24 protein-coding genes are annotated in these 21,186 nt (G+C 38.1%); 18 read left to right on the top strand and 6 right to left on the bottom strand.

The features are described 5' to 3' along the window. Positions 1 to 10 precede the first annotated feature (10 nt). The 8 genes from rpsD to B3H30_RS00085 all read left to right on the top strand — a co-directional run bounded on the left by rpsD (position 11) and on the right by B3H30_RS00085 (position 7,467). On the top strand, positions 11 to 619 hold the full coding sequence (gene rpsD, locus B3H30_RS00120; protein WP_046674886.1) for a 30S ribosomal protein S4: 609 nt from the start codon (positions 11 to 13) through the stop codon (positions 617 to 619). 96 nt (positions 620 to 715) lie between these two features. Next, complete coding sequence (locus B3H30_RS00115) at positions 716 to 1,708, top strand: DNA-directed RNA polymerase subunit alpha (RefSeq protein ID WP_286832955.1); 993 nt, start codon at positions 716 to 718, stop codon at positions 1,706 to 1,708. A 108-nt stretch (positions 1,709 to 1,816) separates the two neighbouring features. Beyond that, complete coding sequence (gene rplQ / locus B3H30_RS00110) at positions 1,817 to 2,320, top strand: 50S ribosomal protein L17 (protein WP_070570394.1); 504 nt, start codon at positions 1,817 to 1,819, stop codon at positions 2,318 to 2,320. 157 nt (positions 2,321 to 2,477) lie between these two features. Next, positions 2,478 to 3,623: an aspartate aminotransferase family protein gene (locus B3H30_RS00105; RefSeq protein WP_286710239.1), complete on the top strand. Its 1,146-nt coding sequence runs from the start codon at positions 2,478 to 2,480 to the stop codon at positions 3,621 to 3,623. A 144-nt stretch (positions 3,624 to 3,767) separates the two neighbouring features. Then, on the top strand, positions 3,768 to 4,730 hold the full coding sequence (locus B3H30_RS00100; RefSeq protein WP_070570390.1) for an acetylornithine carbamoyltransferase: 963 nt from the start codon (positions 3,768 to 3,770) through the stop codon (positions 4,728 to 4,730). 51 nt (positions 4,731 to 4,781) lie between these two features. Next, a complete protein-coding gene (gene argB, locus B3H30_RS00095; protein WP_286832950.1) occupies positions 4,782 to 5,579 on the top strand; it encodes an acetylglutamate kinase in 798 nt (265 codons plus the stop codon). A 27-nt stretch (positions 5,580 to 5,606) separates the two neighbouring features. Then, positions 5,607 to 6,413: a pyrroline-5-carboxylate reductase gene (gene proC, locus B3H30_RS00090; protein ID WP_070570386.1), complete on the top strand. Its 807-nt coding sequence runs from the start codon at positions 5,607 to 5,609 to the stop codon at positions 6,411 to 6,413. Next, positions 6,403 to 7,467, top strand: a complete 1,065-nt coding sequence (locus B3H30_RS00085) for a M20 family metallo-hydrolase (protein ID WP_070570383.1) — start codon at positions 6,403 to 6,405, stop codon at positions 7,465 to 7,467. The genes proC and B3H30_RS00085 overlap by 11 nt, the downstream gene beginning before the upstream one ends. Positions 7,468 to 7,502: 35 nt before the next feature. On the opposite strand, the gene B3H30_RS00080 is transcribed toward B3H30_RS00085, so the two are convergent. After that, entirely contained in the window at positions 7,503 to 7,976 is a 474-nt protein-coding gene (locus tag B3H30_RS00080) for an Lrp/AsnC ligand binding domain-containing protein (protein ID WP_046674894.1), read from the bottom strand. Positions 7,977 to 8,364: 388 nt separating this feature from the next. Here B3H30_RS00080 and B3H30_RS00075 point away from each other — a divergent pair, with 388 nt between their 5' ends. Beyond that, on the top strand, positions 8,365 to 9,411 hold the full coding sequence (locus tag B3H30_RS00075) for a hypothetical protein (protein WP_046674895.1): 1,047 nt from the start codon (positions 8,365 to 8,367) through the stop codon (positions 9,409 to 9,411). On the opposite strand, the gene ruvC is transcribed toward B3H30_RS00075, so the two are convergent. Next, entirely contained in the window at positions 9,412 to 9,978 is a 567-nt protein-coding gene (ruvC, locus tag B3H30_RS00070; RefSeq protein ID WP_046674896.1) for a crossover junction endodeoxyribonuclease RuvC, read from the bottom strand. 100 nt (positions 9,979 to 10,078) lie between these two features. Here ruvC and B3H30_RS00065 point away from each other — a divergent pair, with 100 nt between their 5' ends. Next, a complete protein-coding gene (locus B3H30_RS00065; protein ID WP_070570381.1) occupies positions 10,079 to 11,053 on the top strand; it encodes a lysylphosphatidylglycerol synthase domain-containing protein in 975 nt (324 codons plus the stop codon). Then, the gene (locus B3H30_RS00060; protein WP_070570379.1) at positions 11,037 to 12,167 is read left to right on the top strand and encodes a glycosyltransferase family 2 protein; all 1,131 of its coding nucleotides are present in this window, start codon (positions 11,037 to 11,039) and stop codon (positions 12,165 to 12,167) included. The genes B3H30_RS00065 and B3H30_RS00060 overlap by 17 nt, the downstream gene beginning before the upstream one ends. Position 12,168: 1 nt before the next feature. Here B3H30_RS00060 and B3H30_RS00055 read toward each other — a convergent pair whose 3' ends face one another. After that, the gene (locus tag B3H30_RS00055; RefSeq protein WP_070570377.1) at positions 12,169 to 12,909 is read right to left on the bottom strand and encodes a lysophospholipid acyltransferase family protein; all 741 of its coding nucleotides are present in this window, start codon (positions 12,907 to 12,909) and stop codon (positions 12,169 to 12,171) included. 123 nt (positions 12,910 to 13,032) lie between these two features. Here B3H30_RS00055 and B3H30_RS00050 point away from each other — a divergent pair, with 123 nt between their 5' ends. Genes B3H30_RS00050 through B3H30_RS00035 form a run of 4 tightly spaced genes read left to right on the top strand, consistent with a single transcriptional unit; the run spans position 13,033 to position 15,829 of the window. Continuing rightward, the gene (locus tag B3H30_RS00050) at positions 13,033 to 13,332 is read left to right on the top strand and encodes a DUF2089 family protein (protein WP_070570375.1); all 300 of its coding nucleotides are present in this window, start codon (positions 13,033 to 13,035) and stop codon (positions 13,330 to 13,332) included. A gap of 42 nt (positions 13,333 to 13,374) precedes the next feature. Further along, positions 13,375 to 13,869, top strand: a complete 495-nt coding sequence (locus B3H30_RS00045; RefSeq protein WP_139145106.1) for a hypothetical protein — start codon at positions 13,375 to 13,377, stop codon at positions 13,867 to 13,869. Then, a complete protein-coding gene (locus B3H30_RS00040; protein WP_286777007.1) occupies positions 13,859 to 14,443 on the top strand; it encodes a hypothetical protein in 585 nt (194 codons plus the stop codon). The genes B3H30_RS00045 and B3H30_RS00040 overlap by 11 nt, the downstream gene beginning before the upstream one ends. Before the next feature lie 12 nt (positions 14,444 to 14,455). After that, positions 14,456 to 15,829: an alpha/beta hydrolase family protein gene (locus B3H30_RS00035; protein WP_070570369.1), complete on the top strand. Its 1,374-nt coding sequence runs from the start codon at positions 14,456 to 14,458 to the stop codon at positions 15,827 to 15,829. A 156-nt stretch (positions 15,830 to 15,985) separates the two neighbouring features. Here B3H30_RS00035 and B3H30_RS00030 read toward each other — a convergent pair whose 3' ends face one another. From B3H30_RS00030 to B3H30_RS00020, 3 genes are all read right to left on the bottom strand, one after another. Beyond that, positions 15,986 to 16,693 carry an SDR family NAD(P)-dependent oxidoreductase gene (locus B3H30_RS00030; RefSeq protein WP_070570367.1) on the bottom strand — a complete coding sequence of 236 codons (708 nt, stop codon included), beginning with the start codon at positions 16,691 to 16,693 and terminating at the stop codon, positions 15,986 to 15,988. Positions 16,694 to 16,695: 2 nt separating this feature from the next. After that, positions 16,696 to 17,610: a lysylphosphatidylglycerol synthase transmembrane domain-containing protein gene (locus B3H30_RS00025; protein ID WP_070570365.1), complete on the bottom strand. Its 915-nt coding sequence runs from the start codon at positions 17,608 to 17,610 to the stop codon at positions 16,696 to 16,698. 87 nt (positions 17,611 to 17,697) lie between these two features. Continuing rightward, a complete protein-coding gene (locus B3H30_RS00020; protein WP_046674904.1) occupies positions 17,698 to 18,030 on the bottom strand; it encodes a hypothetical protein in 333 nt (110 codons plus the stop codon). Positions 18,031 to 18,084: 54 nt separating this feature from the next. On the opposite strand from B3H30_RS00020, the gene B3H30_RS00015 reads away from it, so the two are divergent. The 3 genes from B3H30_RS00015 (at position 18,085) to B3H30_RS00005 (ending at position 21,079) form a co-directional block, all read left to right on the top strand. Next, positions 18,085 to 18,639, top strand: a complete 555-nt coding sequence (locus B3H30_RS00015) for a lipocalin family protein (RefSeq protein ID WP_070570419.1) — start codon at positions 18,085 to 18,087, stop codon at positions 18,637 to 18,639. Between the two features lie 262 nt (positions 18,640 to 18,901). Next, positions 18,902 to 20,053, top strand: a complete 1,152-nt coding sequence (gene gmd / locus B3H30_RS00010; RefSeq protein ID WP_046674906.1) for a GDP-mannose 4,6-dehydratase — start codon at positions 18,902 to 18,904, stop codon at positions 20,051 to 20,053. A gap of 99 nt (positions 20,054 to 20,152) precedes the next feature. Continuing rightward, a complete protein-coding gene (locus B3H30_RS00005) occupies positions 20,153 to 21,079 on the top strand; it encodes a hypothetical protein (protein ID WP_112373909.1) in 927 nt (308 codons plus the stop codon). The last annotated feature ends 107 nt before the right edge of the window (positions 21,080 to 21,186 follow it).

Raw genomic sequence — 21,186 nt, 5'->3', positions numbered from 1 at the left:
GTAAAAGAAAATGGCTAGATATACAGGACCTAAGTCCAAAATTGCCCGTAAATTTAGAGAGCCGATCTTCGGCCCAGATAAAGCGTTAGAAAAGAAAAATTACCCTCCTGGACAGCACGGAGCTTCTAAACGCAGAGGTAAACAATCTGAATATGCTATTCAGTTGTTAGAAAAACAAAAAGCAAAATACACTTACGGTGTATTGGAGCGTCAGTTCTCAAACCTATTTGTTAAAGCTGCCTCTAAACAAGGTATTACAGGTGAGATCTTCTTGAAATTGTTAGAAGCTCGCTTGGATAACGTAGTTTACCGTTTAGGTATCGCTACTTCTCGTGCCGCTGCTCGTCAGTTGGTATCCCATAAACACGTTACTGTTAACGGCGAAGTTGTTAACATTCCATCATATAGCTTGCGTCCAGGTGACGTTGTAGCAGTTCGTGAACGTTCTCAAACACTTGAAGCCATCACAAATTCAGTTGCAGGTCGTACTGTAAACAAATTTTCTTGGTTAGAGTGGAATGCGAAAGAATTGACAGGTACTTTCTTAAGCTATCCAGAAAGAGCTGACATTCCTGAAAACATCAAAGAGAACTTAATCGTTGAGTTATACTCTAAATAATAAATAAAATAGAAGAATGCATAGTCCAGTTTTTGGGGTATGCATCTTCTATTGTATTACAATTATTATTACAAATAAAACATTAAAAGAAAATAAATGGCAATTTTAGCATTTCAAAGACCGGATAAAGTTATCATGGAAAAATCTACGGATTTTGATGGTACGTTTGAATTTCGTCCATTGGAGCCTGGTTTTGGTGTAACCATTGGTAATGCTTTGCGCCGTATTCTATTGTCCTCTTTAGAAGGATATGCAATTACGTCGATAAGGTTTTCTGGCGTTTCGCACGAATTTTCAACGATCAAAGGTGTTGTTGAAGACGTAACTGAAATTATCTTGAACTTGAAACAAATTCGTTTCAAAAAAACAGGTGAGATTGGTGACAACGAAAAGGTATTTGTAGTAATCAATGGTCAAGAGCAGTTCTTAGCTGGTGATATCACAAAATTCTCTAATAACTTTACGGTCTTAAACCCAGACATGGTAATCTGTAACATGGATAATTCAGTGACAATTGAATTGGAATTGAGTATTGCCAAAGGTCGTGGATACGTAAATGCTGATGAGAATAAAGTTGTTGATGCTCCAGTAGGTGTTATCGCAATCGATTCGATCTTTACTCCGATCAAGAATGTTAAATATACCATTGAGAATTACCGTGTAGAGCAAAAAACTGACTACGAGAAATTGTTGTTGGATATCTCTACTGATGGCTCAATTCACCCCGAAGAAGCTTTGAAAGAAGCTGCTAAGATCTTAATTCAACACTTTATTTTATTCTCTGATGAGAATATGCTTCTTGAGTCTCAAACGAAAGAAGAAACTAAAGTTGTTGACGAAGAAATCTTACATATGCGTAAGATCTTGAAAACAGAATTAGTAGATCTTGATCTTTCAGTTCGTGCATTGAACTGTTTGAAAGCTGCGGATATTCGCACATTGGCTGAGTTAGTAACTTATGACGTAGCTGATATGTTGAAATTCAGAAACTTCGGTAAAAAATCGTTAAGTGAAATCCAAGAGTTGGTTAAATCGAAAGGTTTATCATTCGGAATGAACTTGGCAAAATACAAATTAGACGAAGAATAATAATTTATTAAGCGACCACTAGTCGTAATTCCTTTTGGCTGTCTGGATATGTGATGTTCACATAAATGGCATATACAAAAACGGTACGATTAGTATAATAAAATCAAAATGAGACACGGAAAAAAAGTAAATCACTTAGGCCGTACGGATAGCCATAGAAAAGCAATGTTGGCTAACATGGCAACATCATTAATCCTACACAAACGTATTACAACTACTTTGGCTAAAGCTAAAGCATTACGTACGTATGTTGAGCCTTTGATTACTAAATCTAAAAACGACACAACACACTCTCGTCGTACAGTATTCGCTTATTTGAAAGATAAAGACGCTGTTTCTATCTTATTCCGCGAAATTTCTGAAAAAGTAGCTAACCGTCCAGGTGGTTACACTCGTATCATCAAAATGGAAAACCGTTTAGGTGATAACGCGGAAATGGCTTTCATCGAACTAGTTGATTACAACGAAATCTACGGTAAAAAAGCTGCTGCTGCTGAGAAAAAAGCTACTCGTCGTCGTGGTGGTGCTAAAAAAGCTGCTACTGCTGAAACTGAAGCTCCTGCAGAAGTTAAAGCTGAAGTAGAAGGTGAAGAAAAAGTAGACGGAGAATAGTCTTCTTCTGATCTAGCATAAAAAAGTCCTCTTTTTAAGGGGACTTTTTTTATTTTATGACCATTCCTACCGTTATAACTAATATATTTGTATTGCTAAAATCTGATAGCTTTTTCTATTACTAGCTATTTCGTTTATCAATCTATAATTCATTAAGATGAAACCATTTGATGTTTATCCCATTAATCCCATTAACATAATAAAGGCTAATGGATCAACGGTGTGGGATGCCGAAGGAAATGCTTACTTGGACTTGTATGGTGGCCATGCTGTGATATCGATCGGACACACGCACCCACATTATGTACAACGCATCACAGAACAATTGAACCGTATTGGGTTCTATTCCAACTCTGTCGAGATTCCAATTCAGCGTGAACTTGCCCGATTGTTAGGGGAAGTTTCGGGAAAGGTTGATTATGATTTATTTCTTTGCAATTCGGGTGCGGAAGCAAACGAAAACGCATTGAAGCTGGCTTCTTTTTACAATAAGCGGAAAAAGGTCGTAGCGTTTTCAAAAGCTTTTCATGGAAGAACCTCATTGGCCGTAGCGGCAACAGATAACCCGAGTATCGTGGCTCCTGTCAACGAGACCGATAATATTGTATTTCTTCCTTTCAATGATGAAGCGGCTTTAACGGAGGCTTTCGCATCATATGGTAATGAAATTTCATCTGTTATCGTAGAAAGTATTCAGGGCGTAGGTGGAATCAGGGAAGCGTCAGTATCGTTTCTTCAGTTGATTCGCTCTCTTTCTGATCAATATAATGCCTTGTTTATTGCAGATGAAGTACAATGTGGGTATGGAAGAACAGGCTTATTCTATGCGCAGGATTATTCGGGCGTTGAAGCCGATATTTACACGATGGCAAAAGGGATGGGCAATGGTTTTCCAATTGGTGCAATCAGTATATCGCCCAAATTTAAGGCGACTTACGGGAGTCTGGGAACGACATTTGGTGGCAATCATCTCGCATGTGCTGCCGCACTGGCTGTATTGGAAGTTATCCAACAAGATAAGTTGATGGAGAATGCGGCGCAAGTCGGACAATATCTTATTGATGAGCTTAAACAAATCGAAGATATTGTTGAAGTGAGGGGAAGAGGATTAATGATCGGTATAGAACTACCTGAATCTTTGGCTCATGTAAAGAAAGATCTTTTGCTAAAGAACCGTATCTTTACAGGGGAGGCTAAACCTTTCGTAATTCGCTTGTTGCCTGCTTTGAATATTACGAAAGATCATGCTGATCAGTTTTTATCAGCATTGAAAGCACATATCAAAGCAGTAACGGTTGCATAGAACCTTAAAGCTGTCGATTAAATTGTCCAACAGCCGCACGTTGGCTAGTGTAAATTTGATTGCGCTGTAGTAGTTAGAATATATACTGAGTGTGACAGGCCTATTGATTGCCCGTTGAAAATACACTCGAATTAATAGATATAGATGAAAAAGTTTTTCTCTGTTAAGGATGTGTCTAGTGTAGCAGACGTTGTTCAAGAAGCGTTAGCTTTGAAAGCGGCACCATATGACAATCAGGACCTTGGTCAACATAAAACGTTGGGACTTGTATTTTTGAATCCGAGTTTGCGTACGCGTTTGAGCACACAAAAAGCGGCAATGAATTTGGGCATGAATGTGATGGTCATGAATATGGATAAAGATGGTTGGGCGCTTGAAACACAGGATGGTGTTGTGATGAACGGGACAACTGTTGAACATATCCGCGAGGCCGCTGCTGTTATGGGCGAGTATTGTGATATTTTGGGACTACGTTCCTTTCCAAAATTGAAAGATCGTGAAGAGGATTATAGCGAAGACCTGTTCAACAAATTCATTAAGTACTGTGGTGTTCCTGTTGTTTCCTTAGAGAGTGCAACACGCCATCCACTGCAGAGTTTGACAGATATGATTACCATCACTGAGTACAAGAAGACTGAAAAGCCGAAAGTGGTATTGGCTTGGGCCCCACACGTTAAGGCATTACCTCAGGCAGTACCTAATTCTTTCGCAGAATGGATGTGCAAAGCACAAGAAGAGGGATTGGTCGATTTTACGATAGCTCAGCCTATGGGCTATGAGTTAAGTGAAGAATTTACCGCTGGAGCAACCATATCTAATAATCTTGGGGAAAGTTTAAAGAATGCTGATTTTGTCTATGTGAAAAACTGGTCTTCTTATCAAGAATATGGCGAGGTATATGGTGTTGATGAAGATTGGATGATGGATAACAAGAAGCTCAATTTGACGAATGATGCCAAAGTAATGCATTGTTTGCCAGTAAGAAGAGATCTTGAATTGTCTTCTGAGATTTTAGATGGACCAAATTCACTCGTGATTAAAGAGGCTAGCAACCGCGTATGGGCTGCTCAGGTTGTTTTGAAACGTATGTTAGAGGATTTGGCATAGTCCAATCCTATAAATTATTGAAAAACTATTTTTATTGGGAAAAGTTGCGTAATGGCTAATAGTGTATTAAATATAATTAAAATTGGCGGGAATATTATTGATGATGAACGCCAATTGGATTCTTTTTTAGAAAAGTTCTCTGCATTGTCAGGGAAAAAGATTCTTGTACATGGCGGTGGTAAAATAGCGACTCGCCTTGCTAGTGAACTGGGAATTGAAGCCCAAATGATAGAAGGGCGTCGTGTGACAAATGAGGAAATGTTACGCATTGTAACAATGGTGTACGCTGGCTTGACAAACAAGACAATCGTTGCTAAGTTGCAAAATTTGAAATGCGATGCTGTTGGATTAACCGGAGCTGATGGGGATGTCATAAAAGCTATAAAGCGTCCTGTAAAAGATGTCGATTATGGCTTTGTAGGTGATTTGTTGCATGACTCTGTAAATACCCTGGCCATCAAGAAGTTTTTGGAAGCAGGGTTTGTTCCTGTGTTTTCAGCTATTACACACAATGGCCTTGGACAATTGCTCAATACCAACGCGGATACTATAGCTTCTTCATTGGCGGTGTCTTTGGCTTCATTATATGAAACTTCTTTGGTTTATTGTTTCGAGAAGAACGGCGTTTTACGCGATGTAACGGATGAGAATTCAGTAATCCCAACGATTAAGTCAGAAGAGTTTGAACATCTTAAGGAGTCCGACGTGGTGAATGACGGGATGATCCCTAAGTTGCAAAATGCATTCAATGCTATAAATAAAGGTGTTCAAGAGGTCTATATTGGAAATGCTAATAATCTGCATTTGTTTCAACAAGGACAATTTGGCACTTGCTTGACATTAAAATAAAAATCTAACCTAAACCCAACGATCGCTATGAAAAAGGTCACCATTATCGGAAGCGGTAATATCGGTCTTTCTTTGGCAAAAGGACTTGTAAAAAGTGAATTTGCCCATGCTGCCGATATTACCTTGACGAGGAGAAATTTGAATGCACTGGCCGAAGAAGCGCGCCAAGGCTTCTCAATAAGTAATGATAATAAACTCGCTGTAAAGGGGGCTGATATTGTTGTTTTCGCAATCCTACCTCAACAACTAAAAAAGGTATTGGTGGAAGTGGCTCCTGTAATTGAAAAGACCAATCAGATTTTTGTCTCTATTGTGTCGGGAGTTTCTTGTGCCGATTTAAAAGCAGAGTTGGGGGCAGATGCCACAGTGATACGAGCAATGCCCAATACGGCAATTGCAATAGCGCAATCAATGACGTGTATTGCCAGTGACAATGCTTCAGAGGATAGTTTGAAAGAGGTTGAGAAGATGTTTGAAACTGTTGGTTCAGTGGTTGTAATTAATGAAGACCTGATGACATCGGCAACAGCGTTGTGTGCTTGCGGTATCGCATTCTTCCTACGTGCGATTCGTGCTGCTTCACAAGGTGGAGTTGAAATCGGATTTCATGCGCATGATGCATTAAAGATGGCGGTTCAAACTGCAAAAGGCGCTGCTGATTTGTTATTGCACACCAATGCTCATCCAGAAGGAGAGATTGATAAGGTAACATCACCGAAGGGCTGTACAATAGCGGGATTGAACGAAATGGAACATAATGGTTTTAGTTCTGCTTTTATAAAAGGAATTAAACTATCTGCGGATAAAGCAGGAGGACTATACCATGAAGGATAAGCAGGGCTTATTTGAAGATGCTTTGGCCCTTTTAAAACAATTAATTGGACTATCGTCTTTAAGTAAAGAGGAAGAGTTCACAGCGGATTTAATTGTTCGCTTCTTTCAGGAGCGTGATATCAAAACACATCGAAAAGGCAATAATGTCTGGGTATATAACGCTCATTATGATAGCACCAGACCTACGATATTACTCAACTCCCATCACGATACAGTAAAACCAAATACAGGTTATACAAGAGATCCTTTGGCGGCGACTGTAGAGGAAGGTAAATTGTACGGATTGGGGAGCAACGATGCCGGAGGCTGTTTGGTATCATTGATAGCTACATTTTTGTATTTTTACCAGCATACGGACTTGAAGTATAACTTCTGTCTTGTCGCTAGTGCCGAAGAAGAGATCTCAGGTAAGAACGGTGTAGAATCTGTTTTGGATGATATCGGTTCAATTGATTTTGCAATTGTGGGTGAACCTACCTTATTGGATTTGGCAATTGCAGAAAAGGGACTGATGGTGTTGGATTGTACAGCATTAGGGACAGCTGGACATGCCGCACGTAATGAGGGCGATAATGCAATCTACAAAGCGATTAGGGATATTGAATGGTTTCAAAATTATACGTTTGAAAGGACTTCGTCAACCTTAGGCCCGATTAAGATGTCGGTGACAGTAATTCAGGCGGGATCACAACATAATGTGATACCGGCTACTTGTAACTTTGTTGTCGATGTCAGAACCACAGATGCTTATTCGAATGAAGAGACGTTGGATATTATCAAGTCTCATGTAAAATCAGAGGTCACAGCGAGATCGACGCGTCTGAAGTCTTCTTCTATTCCTGAAACGCATCCAATTGTCAAAGCAGGTGTTGTCCTGGGGCGTAAGGTATATGGATCGCCGACGATGAGCGATCAGGCTCTTATTCCTGTCCCTTCTCTGAAGTTGGGGCCTGGTGATAGCGCTCGGTCACATATGGCGGATGAGTTTATCTATATCGATGAAATTAGAGCAGGGATCGATCTCTATATCGAAATGTTAGAACAGATAGTATAAAAAAAGCTTCCATTTTTATGGAAGCTTTTTTTATACTAGACTAAGCTGATTTGACGTTTGATACTCTCTTCGAGAGAGATGATCGTCTCGGTACGTTGAATCCCAGGTACGGATTGAATATCTTCATTCAATACTTTTCTGAGGTGAACTGTATCTCTACAGATGATTTTTGCAAAAATACTGTATTGGCCAGTACAATAATGTAATTCGACCACTTCTTTGATTTCTTTCAATTTATCTACCGCATCTGCATATTGTGAACCTTTTTCAAGATAGATACCCAAAAAGGCCGTGATATCAAATCCGACTTTTTGAGGATTGATAATTAGATTTGACCCTCTAATGATACCTAATTCTTCCATCTTCTTCATTCTAACGTGAATTGTACCACCTGATACAATTAGCTTTTTTGCTATTTCTGTATAAGGAATAGAGGCATCGTTCATTAGAATAGACAAGATTTGGATATCCAAATTGTCTAGATCATAGTTTGCATATTGATTTTCCATTAACAATGGTTTTTGTGTTCATTAATTGGCCGTTGCATCAAAATCGGACCAATAGCTAAAGTAATTAAATTTATTTCAAAATTACTAAGAATTTTCGGTTTATAGATGTAAATTTAATAAAAAATACTTATTCATATTGATAATGTTATATGTTTTTGATTGAAAGTGATTATAATTGTTTCATGGTGATCTTATTATAGGTTAAGTGATTGTTTTCATGTTTGAAATCAGGATTATGATAAATTAATTTAGTATTGCCTTTTTAAGAAGTAGGAAATGCAGTTGGCCTATTAACAATCTAATCAGTTCGTATTTAGCGGTTGTTAGGTTAAAAATGTAGCCAACCGTGTGATGTTTGAGTAAACGAAAAATCAAATACGGAATAGCGATGGAAGAAGTTCAAGATGTAAAGATTTCGAAAAAGAAGCCGATTTTTGAAGTAGGGGAAGGACTTCATAAATACCTTAAGCTGTATCAGCGAGATGAAAAATTGCCTATAGGATATAAGGATCTACTGAATTTTACGGAGACAGTACCTGTTATGGATAAATTTGGCAACGATACTTTTTGGGAGACTCCACTGTATCCACAATATCTCATTGACCAATTATATGACGGGTTGAAGGTGATTTATGCTAAATTGAAAGCATCAGGTAATACGCGAATCGTCCAGCATAAATATATTGATCGTGTCGAGTACTGCGGCTTTGGCAATACGAAACCCTTTCGTATTCGTATCGTGAACCGTTTAAATGATGTGTATGATTATTTTTACATCAAGCAGGCCGATGCATCAAGAATATATGGACTGGAGTTGGAAGAAATATTGTCGCCCAATCAGGTGAATTATATGGTAGACCATGATACCTTGGTTGAGGAACATATTGTTGGAATTCCGGGAGACACTTTTTCGAAAACACGTATGTTCTCGCCTGATTATAATCTGACCCGGATTTCCAAAGAATTTGTCAAGTTTAATGAGCGATGTATTATTACGTTGTTGGGGGATATGCGGGCATACAATTTCGTGATGCAGATTACACCAGATTTTGATGATTTCCAGTTTCGAATTCGGGCAATAGATTTTGACCAGCAGTTTTATGAAGGAAATCCGAAGGTATATATGCCGCAATTTTTTAAGGAGAATCTTCCCTATGTCAAACTGGCGATGGAACATCTCAATGAAAAAACAGTACTGCAATACCAACAAGAGGAGCGTTCCTCTATTGTGCATAGAGTTCGAAGCGAAAGACATCGGATCGCTGATCTGAGGGATGCCTCGCAAACGCAGGTGCTCTCGACCCAGGAGAATATCAAACAGTTACGTGAGGGCTATGCTGAATTTTATCAGAACAACTCCTACCTCAAGTGTAAAACGATGACGGATATTGTGGAATTGAATGTGAAGAATGTGATTCGTCAGGTGCAAATGTGATTACTTGATTCGATCCTTGTTATCTTTGATAAAGGCGGACCATCCCGTGTACGACTTACTGTTGCCTGATACTGCATTTTTCTGAAACGAGTGGCAGACAGCAATTGCCAATCCGTCGGTGGCATCTAAAAATTGTGGTGTTTCCTCAAATTTTAATAGATTTTTTAGCATAGCGGAAACCTGCTCCTTTGTCGCATTTCCATTTCCTGTAACGGATTGTTTTATCTTTCTTGGAGAATATTCAAAGATCGGAATATCTTGCGCCAGCGCCGCCGCCATAGCAACACCTTGAGCTCGCCCTAGTTTGAGCATGACCTGTATGTTTTTGCCATAAAATGGTGATTCAAGGGCTACGCAGTCGGGATTATATTCCTGCATTAAAGCCGAAGTTTTTTTGAAAATACGTTGTAGTTTTAGAGCATGATCGTCTAAATGTCCCATTTTGATGACCCCCATTGAGATCAAGGATATGTTATTGCCAACTTCTTTGATGATACCATATCCCAGTACAACGGTACCGGGGTCGATCCCTAAAATTATTCTTTCTTTCGCCTTTTCCTTCTGCATATACAATATTACAAATTTTGCGTTTTATTCGCGGATTGCATTCGACAAAACTTAATCATTTGGCTAAAATTTAGTAACATTGCTCTCTAATTATCGAAAGTTGACTGGAAGACAAAAAAAATACATCAGTCTTTTATTGAAGATGCTGGTTTTCGCCCTGGCGACCTGGTATATTGCCGTGAAAGTATCTGATAAAAGTAATATTGCGAAGTTTAAAACCCTAGTAGCAGGTTTAGAACAACATTCTGTTGTTTGGACCCTGGTTTTGATCGTGGTGTTAATGCTTGTAAATTGGTTGCTTGAAGTCGTTAAATGGCAGTATCTTGCCTCTAAACTGGAACGTATTTCATTTTGGCAGGCCTTCCAATCCGTTTTTTGCGGACTTACCTGGGCTATTTTTACTCCCAATAGGATTGGAGAGTATGGTGGACGCGTTCTTTTTTTACAGCCTCAACATCGGGCAAAAGGAGCCGTGGCGATGGGCGTTGGATTATTTGCACAATTGGTGCTCACAAGCGTTGCGGGATCATTAAGTATCGCTTGGTTTATCTGTAAATTTCTCTCAACTCCTTTAACCGTACAATTTGGTGTATGGCTACTTGCAATTATTTATGCCGGAGGATTTGTCATCTTATATTTCAATGTAAAATGGATCGATTTATTGGTCGGCAAAATTAAGTTTTTGAAACGGATTAAGCCTTTCTTTGAAGTATTGGAACACTATTCAATGCGCGAGCTCCGTATTGTTCTTTTAAATTCTTTGGCGCGATTTGTCATTTTTACTTCTCAGTATATCATCTTGATGAAGCTAACGCTACCTGAGTTACCGCTTTTATCCATGGTTCTGATGATTTTTATCCTATTTTTTGTGCAGGCAGCGCTACCTACATTGGATATTTTTGATTTCAGTGTTAGAAGTTTCGTTGCAAGCAATCTATATAGTTATATTACCACACAGGAAATTGCTGTAATGGCTATTGTTTCCTGTATTTGGTTCGTCAATTTGATTCTTCCAGCTATATTTGGTTCTATTTTTGTTTTTAAGATAAATTTTTTCGGTGATACAAATTCTTAACTATTTATTGATCATTTTTGCCTGCGTATACGTAATTCTAGTTTTATGGATGCGCAGAGGCTGGTTCTTGCTTTCGGAGCCTAACAATACTGTTAGGCCAACAATGACTGTATCTGTCATTATCGCAGCGCGGAATGAGGAGTTAAATATTAGGCGCACCATTGAATCGATACTAGGGCAAAATTATCCTAGAGAGCTCCTGGAGTTAATTATTATCGATGACCATTCGGACGATAGTACGTCTTTGATTGTGAAAGAATATGAAGAAAAAGGTGTCAAGCTGATTCAATTGAACGAAAATGGCCGTTTGAATTCCTACAAGAAATTAGCAATTTCAAGAGCGATAGATTGCTGTCATGGCGAAATTATTATCACTACAGATGCTGACTGCCGCATGGGGTCGAACTGGCTAAAGACAGTTATCAGTTCATTTGAGAAAGAAGGTGCCTATCTACAATCTTCTCCAGTAGTGTATTCAGAAGAAAAGAGTTTTTTTGAACGACTGCAGACCCTGGAATTTTTGTATTTGATAGGTTTGGGCGCTGCAGGTATTGGTAATAAAAAACCAACGACCTGTAATGGAGCGAATTTGGCCTATCGAAAGGATATTTTTAAACAAATGGGCGGATTTAAAGGGATTGATGAGCTTGCATCCGGAGATGATGAACTTTTTTTACATAAGGTAGCAGAACAATATCCCGATCGTATAATCTTTTGTAAATCACAAGATGCCGTTGTTTATACAGATGCAAAACCAGATTTGAAATCATTCATTAGTCAGCGTAGACGCTGGGCTTCAAAAAGTACCAAATATAAAAATAAAGGTGTCATCGCATTGGGGATTTCCATTTGGTTTTTCAACTTATTGATATTGGTTGCTGCAGTTCTTGCGCTCTGTGGTGTGAAATTTGTTGCTTGGGTAGTACTGTTCGCGTTGTTATTGAAGATGACTGTCGAATTTCTTTTTATTCAACCTTTAACCAGGTTCGCAAGCAGAAATGAACTCTTATGGTATCTTCCTTTATTAAGCCTGGCTCATATCCTTTATCTAGCTTATATCGGCATATTGGGTAACGTTGGGAAGTATGACTGGAAAGGAAGGCAGGTCAAGTAGCTTACTGCAATTTTTCGACCTTTAGTTTTATAGCTTCCTCAGCTAATTTAACGATCTCTTCAATATTCTTGCCCTCCGTATCCAAAGGATTTAGAACCTCCCAGGTCATATGAAGAAATGGGGTTAATGGATACATCCCATATTGTACCATTTCATATGATCCTGTGATGGCGATAGGAACAACGAGTGCGTTCGGATTCTTCTTTAGTAATGTGGCAATTCCGCCAACATGAAAGGCCTTCATTTTTCCGGTTTTCGATCTTGTTCCCTCTGGAAAAATAAACGCGGACCAGTTTTTGGTTTTCATATTATTCGCAAGCTTCAATATCTCAGCAATAGACTGTTTGGGGTCATTGCGATCTATATTTGCGGCACCACCATGTTTTAAGTTAAAGGAGATGCTAGGTATACCGCTGGCAAGTTCAATTTTAGAAATAAATTTCCCATGAAACCTGCGTAAAAAATAGATCATTGGCGGAATATCAAAGGTGCTTTGGTGATTGGCTACAAAGACTATGGGTTGCCCTGTTGGAATATTTTTATTGTCGATAAACGTCACCCGATTGAATAGGGTGTAATAGCAGGCAACGAGACAGGCATTTAATATATCCACACTCTTTTTGTGTGCATTATATCCACCCAGCTTTAAACATAACCACTGTATAGGGTGGAAGATAATCAAGGATAAACCAAAACAAAGCCAAAATATTATAGATAGGAAATAGCCTAAAAACTTCTTCATAAATGTTATTTAATGGTACAAATATATCATTAAGCAGTGGTTTTTAAAAAATATTGATTTTATAGTGTTTTGTTTTAATATTATTAATGTTATATTTAATAATATTAATATAGTTATTATTTAATGAAAAAAATACCGGTTGATTGCCCTTGTTGTGAAGCGAAGTTAAAAGTCGCTAAATTGGTGTGTGACTCCTGTGAAACCGAAGTTGTTGGAAAGTTTTCATTACCCGTGTTAATGCAACTTACTGTTGAGGAGCAAGAATTTGTTCTGAATTTTTTGATACACTCAGGAAGTTTAAAGGAAATGGCAAACCAAATGGGAAAATCCTATCCGACAGTTCGTAATATCCTGGATGATCTGATTCAAAAAATGAAAGCTCTTATGAATAAAAATAGTGTTGGCAGAAATAGAAATATTTAGTGGCGAGGGAAATCGAATGATTGATGAACAAAGAATGATGTCATGATGAAAAATAATACGCTTTTTACCGAAAGCCAATCTTTTTTTAGCTGGTTATTATGTTTGATCCTTTTAACGGTCAGTGTAGCCAGTTTTTCTGTGCACTGGCATGATATCTTGCAGTTGGATTTTGTTCCATTATTTCAATTACCAGGATTTTGGATCAATTTGGTATTGTGGGGGTTATTTGGCATACTACGATTAAAAACTATTATTCGTGAAGATGGAATTGAAGTCTATTTTTTCCCATTTAATTTCTATCGTAAAAGGACGCTTTGGGCAGATATCCGTGCTATTCAGGTACGAAACTATAACCCGATCGGTGAGTTTGGTGGATGGGGATTGAGGAGGGGGGTGAGAGGTCTGGCTTTTTCAGCTCGTGGTAATATGGGGTTGCAACTTACATTGGAAACTGGTAAGATATTACTTATTGGAACCCAAAATCCGGCTGCGATTGAACAGCTGAACTTATCTCAATTCTTAAAAAATGAAAGTTAAACAGATTTTTCAGAATCCATTTGCGGAATTCCCAGAGTGGAAGTTATTCTTTGCTGGTGTTATCGGATTTTTGTTATCAAGCTATGTTATTTATTTATCGGGCCAGCAGTTCAATGGTTTTATGCATTTCTATCAACCGGATAGGGTGATTTCGATATGGGCTGTATTGGGCGTTCATGCCTGTATGGTTTTGGCTCCTTTTACACTTCTTTACGGTACTGGGATGTTATTGAACAGAAAGACCAGAATCATCGATGTCATAAATGTCGTTCTGATTATTCCATTTCCGCTCTATCTTGCCTTATTTTTAGGGAAATTGTTAAACCAGGACAAATTTACGGATGAAGTCTTAAAGGCAGTGCAAAGCGACGATCATACATTGGTTGGAGTTGATAAAACGGAGATGCTCTTGTTTGGCATGTTTGGAATCATCAGTTTTTTATTGCTATGCTATCAGTTCTATTTATTGGTTAAGGGTATGAATGTAGCCGTTAATAATAAGAAGATTGGAATCAGTATGGTATTTGTGGCATTATATTTTATATTGGATTTATGCATACAGTTTAATTTCTAGTAAAAAACGACAATGAGAAAAATTTTATACCTATTTATCATTTGTTTTCATTTTTCATGTACCCATGCGCAGACATTTGATGGCTCATGGAAGGGCGAGGTTGAGGTTTCAGGGCAGAAGCTGCTACTGGTATTCAATATCCAAAAAGATAGTGCAGGGAAGGGGAATGGTACCTTTGAGAGTCCAATGCAAACAGCGCAGAAATTTCCAATCAATCAAATACGTATTCAACACGATTCCATTTGGATGGATGTTAAGAATATAGGTCTTCTGTATGCGGGCTTTTTGGATCGGGATAAAGATGTTATGAAAGGGGTGATGAAACAAGGCCCCTTTGAATCTGCTATGATTTTAGTACGAAGCGAGAATGAACAGAGTGGGCTTTCTCGTAAGCAGGATGTTTTTCCTCCTTATAGCTATACGGAAGAGGAAGTTTCGTTTAAAAATAGTGCCGGCAATGCAGTTCTTACGGGCGCTCTGACTTATCCTAAAAATGGTGGACCATTCCCCGCATTGGTGTTGGTCAACGGTAGCGGTCAGCAGAATAGGGATTCTGAAGTGTTTGGTCACAGGCCATTTAAGGTGCTTGCAGATCATCTTACCAAAAACGGTTTTGCTGTATTACGTTACGATGATCGAGGGGTAGGCGGCTCTAAAGGAGAAGTTAATTTAGCGACAACAATTGATTTTGCCTCTGATGCCAATGCTGCAGTTGATTTTCTCAGCAAAAAAGCTATAGTAGATGTGGATAAAATCGGAATGATCGGGCATAGTGAGGGAGCCCTAATTGCCGAAATAGTGGCATCCGAGAACAGTAAGGTAAAGTATATTGCACTTTTGTCTGGCCCAGTGATCAAAGGAGATTCTTTACTGATCTTACAGAGTTATGCTTTAGGAAAAGCGGGCGGATTATCTGAAGCAGCATTACAGATCAATAAAGCAAATAATCGAAGATTGTATACTATTCTATTGGAAGATGCGCCACCAAAGGCATTGGCCGAATCGTTGGAAAAAGAACTTATTCAGCAAAATAACGGTAATCCCCTGACTGCTGATATGAAAATTAAACTAAGTCCAATGATGAGCCCCTGGTTTAGAACATTTCTTCGTATCGATCCGGCTTATTATCTGAAGCAGCTAAAAATACCGGTTTTTGCTTCATTTGGCGGAAAGGACGTCCAAGTTCCTGCAAATGAAAACATTTATTGTCTCCAACACCTGCACTTAAAGACTACTGACCTCACCATTAAGGATTATCCCAATTTGAATCACCTTTTTCAGCATGCGCAAACTGGAAAAATCGAAGAATATTTTGAAAACTCAGAGAGTTTTAATGAACAATTGATGGATGACCTAACAAAATGGCTTAAATTGAAGACAAATTGATTTAATGAACTGAAGGCCGCGAGTTTTAGTATTTCTTTCCGGATCAAATAGGGGTAAAAGATCAGGGCCATTTAATGTTCTATTAAATGGCCCTGACTATATTACACCAACCTGACTATATTAGATCAAGGGATATTTTTTTGAAGGGCTTTCCAATTAAGGTGTTGTATTGGCTACAGGAAGTATTTTCCCATTGAAATAGTGATGTCCATTTTGAGCGAACTCTGCAATATAGCGTCCCATTTCAAAGGCTAAAGTACCCGCTTCAACACCCGGAAAAGCAGCCTCGAACATTTCGGTCTGAGCAGATCCTAAGGCTAGACAGTTCACTTTGATTCCTTTTTCCTTAAACTCCTCCGCTAAGCATTCTGTAAGCACTGCTAATGCGGCTTTGCTGGTTGAATATGCCGAAAGTCCGGGAAACTTCAATGATCCCTGAAATCCCCCCATACTGCCAATATTGACAATATGTGAGCCTGATGGCATCATGGGAACAACGTTTTGTATCATATTTACATGTCCCATTACATTGGTTTGTAGCATTTCAGCAAAATCCTTTCCATCAGTTTCCATAAATGGCTTATTGATGAGTGCTCCAGCATTGTTTATCAAGATATCAACCTTATCAAATTTAGATTGGATGAAGGGAACAAGTGTAGTATAGTCATCGTAGACAATATCAAATTGAGCCGGGTATAAGGTGCCGCCATCATAGTTGAGCTGACCTGCAATTTCATGAAGTTTTCTCAGTTTGTCTGCTGATCTAGCCAAAGCAATGACTTTGTTGTCCTTTTTAGAGGTCAAATCCAACACCGCTTCAAATCCAACACCACTGCTTGCACCTGTAATAATAATATTTGCCATGTTTATTCTTCTAGTTTTTGACTTTGTTCAACTTCTTCTGCGGAAGGTAATTTGTCCTCTCCAATTGCTTGCGGATGAAAGATAAAATAAATTCCTGAAAGCGCGACGAGAGCGGAAATAATATAAAATAACAAGGTGATTAAAACCGCATTGTGTGAGTCGACGTGGAATATGCCCGCTCCCCACATGATCACAAGCTCACGCATCCCTAAACCACCCACTGAAAACGGAATGATCGAAACAAGAGAAGATGCAAGGAATAAAAATAGGTAAGGAGAAAATTTGCCGCTAAATCCTAGTGCATAAAGGATAAGAATTGCTGCAATAACTTGCATGGATTGCACACCGATTGCTTTTAAATGGGCTATTAAAAATGTAGCCTTGTATTCTTTAAAGAACTTGGTTACGATAAAGTAATAGAGAACGCTCCCTATTATAAATAGAATAACGGTCAGATAGTTTGGAATTCCGAGTTGTGGCATATAAGTAACTAGCGCTGCAATGATGAGGCACAGTGCCCATAATCCACTTAATCTATCTAAAAATAAGGCCGTAAATAATTTTCGTCCTTTAATATTGAATCGTTTCCTGAGGAAGAATATTTTATAACCATCTCCGCCAACACCGCCTGGTAAAATGAGGTTGTAAAATAGGCCTAGTTGATACAGTTTTAAATTATATTTTTCCGTAACATCTAAACCGATTGCCTTTAAAAAAGTCAATAAGCGCGAAGAAGAAATAAAAATTGAGATACTATAAGCAACTAAAGCAAAGAATAGATAGAGAGGATTGGAGTTGATGACGGCTTCTTTCAGATCCTTTAGCGATACCTTGCTAAATACCCAGTATAAGGCTCCTACAGTAACGACAATCTTTGCTATATTTTTGGCTATTTTGAGCCCCTTTTTTTTATCCATATAAATTATACATCCAATCTTGTTCGGCTGTAATTAGCGTTTTGGAGAATCCAAAGTTAGAAACTTTGGCGAATTGTGCAATTGGGCTTAAGCAATCGTTGGGTAAATTCTTGAATACAATAATATCAAATATAAAATACCAAAGATAGTAGCAAGAGAAAATAGCCAATTTAGGTCAATTCTGTTATATTTGTGCTTGAGCACAGCGATCATTAATCCAATGATGAAGCAAAATAACAAGATAGGAGCTATGAGTGCTATCTTGTTCGTAAAAGCAAGGCTGATTTGATTCAATTTGCTTTTTGCTTCCTGTCCTAAAAAAAGCGGATAAGAAGCAAAGGCCAATAAAATGATAAATAACCTTAACAGCGTTTTTGCGATTATTTTGCTTATGGTATGATTTTTGGCTGTAATCTTCATGATTTGTGGATTAATTTACCCCAAAAATACAATTTGAAATTAAAATTTATACATATGAATCGATTCGTTTTATCATTAGCAACTGTTTTTGCTACGGTGACCTTATTTTCTTGTGGAGCACAAAAGCAAGTTACATCAACTGGAAATCCTTCTTCCAATACGAGTGCAGCTTCTGGTCCTAGCGCTTCGGATTGGAAATCCGCGGTAAAAGGAACGTGGACATTGAATACAATCGATAGAGAGAATTTACCTTCTTCATTCACGATCAAAAGTGTATTTGAAGAGGCTCCGGCAGAATGTTTCGTAGGTAGTACATGGAATTTTATTGGAAATGGGAAAGGATCAATTACATTTAATGCGCAAGGAACTTTATGTGCTCCAGGAGCATCACGTGAGATTTTTTGGTCTATCTATAACCCTGGAAAAGGCTTAGGAGAACCTCAGTTTCAATTTAAAAAGATTTATGCGGGCGATAAGGCGAAAAATGTCACAACAGGTTACCGCTTAGATTTATCTTATTCTGATGGGAATAAATTAGTTATGCGTATGCCATTGACTGTTGCGAATGGAGAAGCCTATCTAGTTTTTAACTTTACGCGCTCAAACTAAACGTAAACGATAAAAAAAGAATAACAGAAAGCTATAGGAATTCCTATGGCTTTTTTTGTTTAAAATTTAATACTTTTACACTCCCAATTCATTATGATTTATTTGCGCTGTAGACGGATGAGTTTACGAATACGGTGACCGGCAAGTATGGAATGATAATCTTGTGCGTAGCTAAATTAATCGCGGATAAACTAATTGTATGTATGGATATGGGATAAATATCTAACGATTTCGTCAGGTATTGCTTAATCTAGAGAGAAACATGGCTGAACAAAACACGAAAACTGCTTTAATAACAGGTATAACAGGACAAGATGGTGCCTATCTAGCAGAATTCCTATTGAAGAAAGGATACAAAGTACACGGTTTAAAACGCCGCAGCTCTTTATTCAATACTGATCGTATTGACCATCTTTATCAAGATCCTCATCTCGACAATCGAAATTTCACATTGCATTTTGGTGATTTGACGGATTCAACCAATTTGATTCGTATTATACAAGAAACACAGCCTGACGAGATTTACAATCTTGCGGCACAATCTCACGTAAAGGTTAGTTTTGATACGCCAGAATATACTGCTAATGCAGATGGTATCGGTACATTGCGGATTCTTGAGGCGGTCAGATTATTGGGAATGATCGAAAAAACCCGTATTTATCAGGCTTCCACTTCCGAATTGTATGGATTGGTGCAAGCGGTTCCACAAAGTGAAACAACACCCTTTTATCCACGAAGTCCGTATGCTGTAGCAAAAATGTACGGTTATTGGATTACTGTAAATTACCGTGAAGCTTATAAGATGTATGCCTGTAATGGTATTTTATTTAATCACGAGAGCCCTGTAAGAGGAGAAACTTTTGTGACACGTAAAATTACCAGGGCTGTGGCAAAAATCGCGCTAGGGCTGCAAGATAAATTATATCTTGGTAATCTGTCCGCACAACGTGACTGGGGGCATGCCAAAGATTATGTAGAAGCAATGTGGTTGATTCTACAACAAGAAACCGCAGAAGATTTTGTGATTGCTACAGGTGTGACAACAACTGTTAGGGATTTTGTTCGCATGGCTTTTGCAGAATTGGGAATTGAAATTGAGTTCAGTGGCAAGGGAGAGCAGGAGAAGGGGGTAATTATCGATATTGACGAGGAACGCTTAGCTCAGTTAAATATTGATAAGTCGCTGATTAAATTCGGTCAGACTGTTGTCAAAGTTGATCCGGCATATTATAGGCCAACTGAAGTCGATTTACTTATTGGTGATCCGACAAAAGCAAATACAAAACTTGGATGGACGCCAAAATATGATCTTCAGATGTTGGTAACAGACATGGTACAATCCGATCTTCATCTGATGAGAAAGGAAGAATACTTAAAACAAGGCGGATTTGAAACCTTGAATTATTTTGAATAATTCATAATTGGTAAAAAAAAATAAAACTGGAATAATTTTTGTTTAAACATTCAATAGTATAAATTTATAGATTTATACCTATGAAAATGACAGTATATTATGATAAATTCAGAAGTTGTTTCGAGTAAGAAAGAAGAAGAAAAGAAGAAAGATTCTTCGAAGATTTACTTCTTTATCATTGCGATAGCAGCATTACTTGCAACAAACATATATTTTTATGTCAAGTTTAAGACCAATGGTGAAAAGGTCTATACACTTACAGTAGAAAAAGAAAATCTGCAGGTACAAATCGATCGTATTGAAGCTGAATTGGATAAAATTGATGTAGAAAATGTCCAATTGACGCCAGAGATGACTGTGCAGAAGGATGATTCTAGGGCGGAGATCGCAGTACTTCGTAAAAAGCTTGAAAATAAAAGTATTACTCCAAAAGATATTGATGATGCACAGCACAAGATCAATCAGCTTAAGAAGCAGGTGGATACTTATCGTGTAAATGTGCAACGGCTGATTCAGGAAAATCAAATTTTATCGAAGCAAAACTCCAATTTGAGCGAATCTGTAGTTGAAAAAGAAAAACAAATTACTTCTTTAGTTACATCAAATTCGGACCTGAAAGAGAAAGTTGCAACTGCTTCAGCATTGAAGGTTTCAAGTATCAGTATAAATGGACTTGAAGTCAAAAAGAATGGAAAGGAAGTCGTAGAAGAACGTGCTAAAAAAATCGATAAGTTAAAAATCAACTTTACCGTTGCTGATAATCCGTTAGCTAAAAGTGGAGAACGTGATATATATGTCAGAATTATCGATCCACAGGGAAATCTGGTCGTGCAAGGTGATAATATTTTCTATGTACATGGAGAGAAATTGCAATATACCTTTAAACACAATATTTTATTTACCAACAAAGGTGAAGATTATATCGTCTATTGGGCAGCAGAAGAGGGGTTCTCAAAAGGGGCCTATACGGTTTTGCTATATGAAGATAATGCAATCATGGGACGATCTACGGTTGTGTTACGTTAAAAATAAATGAACTATTAAACAAAAAAGAAGCTGTCTCAAATTTATTGAGGCAGCTTTTTTATTAAATATGGCTATGCGATAGATTTAAGACCGTTGCAAAATAATGT

The organism is Sphingobacterium sp. UBA7038 (genome assembly GCF_002494055.1).
In the GTDB taxonomy this organism is placed as follows: domain Bacteria; phylum Bacteroidota; class Bacteroidia; order Sphingobacteriales; family Sphingobacteriaceae; genus Sphingobacterium; species Sphingobacterium multivorum.
The sequence above is the reverse complement of the archived record's forward strand: the minus strand, read 5'-3'. Positions and strand labels throughout refer to the sequence as shown.

Bases quoted from the DNA above. Each gene is read 5' to 3' on its own strand.
- rpsD (WP_046674886.1), top strand. From the start codon at position 11: ATGGCTAGATATACAGGACCTAAGTCCAAAATTGCCCGTAAATTTAGA.
- B3H30_RS00115 (WP_286832955.1), top strand. From the start codon at position 716: ATGGCAATTTTAGCATTTCAAAGACCGGATAAAGTTATCATGGAAAAA.
- rplQ (WP_070570394.1), top strand. From the start codon at position 1,817: ATGAGACACGGAAAAAAAGTAAATCACTTAGGCCGTACGGATAGCCAT.
- B3H30_RS00105 (WP_286710239.1), top strand. From the start codon at position 2,478: ATGAAACCATTTGATGTTTATCCCATTAATCCCATTAACATAATAAAG.
- B3H30_RS00100 (WP_070570390.1), top strand. From the start codon at position 3,768: ATGAAAAAGTTTTTCTCTGTTAAGGATGTGTCTAGTGTAGCAGACGTT.
- argB (WP_286832950.1), top strand. From the start codon at position 4,782: ATGGCTAATAGTGTATTAAATATAATTAAAATTGGCGGGAATATTATT.
- proC (WP_070570386.1), top strand. From the start codon at position 5,607: ATGAAAAAGGTCACCATTATCGGAAGCGGTAATATCGGTCTTTCTTTG.
- B3H30_RS00085 (WP_070570383.1), top strand. From the start codon at position 6,403: ATGAAGGATAAGCAGGGCTTATTTGAAGATGCTTTGGCCCTTTTAAAA.
- B3H30_RS00080 (WP_046674894.1), bottom strand. From the start codon at position 7,976: ATGGAAAATCAATATGCAAACTATGATCTAGACAATTTGGATATCCAA.
- B3H30_RS00075 (WP_046674895.1), top strand. From the start codon at position 8,365: ATGGAAGAAGTTCAAGATGTAAAGATTTCGAAAAAGAAGCCGATTTTT.
- ruvC (WP_046674896.1), bottom strand. From the start codon at position 9,978: ATGCAGAAGGAAAAGGCGAAAGAAAGAATAATTTTAGGGATCGACCCC.
- B3H30_RS00055 (WP_070570377.1), bottom strand. From the start codon at position 12,909: ATGAAGAAGTTTTTAGGCTATTTCCTATCTATAATATTTTGGCTTTGT.
- B3H30_RS00050 (WP_070570375.1), top strand. From the start codon at position 13,033: ATGAAAAAAATACCGGTTGATTGCCCTTGTTGTGAAGCGAAGTTAAAA.
- B3H30_RS00045 (WP_139145106.1), top strand. From the start codon at position 13,375: ATGATGAAAAATAATACGCTTTTTACCGAAAGCCAATCTTTTTTTAGC.
- B3H30_RS00040 (WP_286777007.1), top strand. From the start codon at position 13,859: ATGAAAGTTAAACAGATTTTTCAGAATCCATTTGCGGAATTCCCAGAG.
- B3H30_RS00035 (WP_070570369.1), top strand. From the start codon at position 14,456: ATGAGAAAAATTTTATACCTATTTATCATTTGTTTTCATTTTTCATGT.
- B3H30_RS00030 (WP_070570367.1), bottom strand. From the start codon at position 16,693: ATGGCAAATATTATTATTACAGGTGCAAGCAGTGGTGTTGGATTTGAA.
- B3H30_RS00025 (WP_070570365.1), bottom strand. From the start codon at position 17,610: ATGGATAAAAAAAAGGGGCTCAAAATAGCCAAAAATATAGCAAAGATT.
- B3H30_RS00020 (WP_046674904.1), bottom strand. From the start codon at position 18,030: ATGAAGATTACAGCCAAAAATCATACCATAAGCAAAATAATCGCAAAA.
- B3H30_RS00015 (WP_070570419.1), top strand. From the start codon at position 18,085: ATGAATCGATTCGTTTTATCATTAGCAACTGTTTTTGCTACGGTGACC.
- gmd (WP_046674906.1), top strand. From the start codon at position 18,902: ATGGCTGAACAAAACACGAAAACTGCTTTAATAACAGGTATAACAGGA.
- B3H30_RS00005 (WP_112373909.1), top strand. From the start codon at position 20,153: ATGATAAATTCAGAAGTTGTTTCGAGTAAGAAAGAAGAAGAAAAGAAG.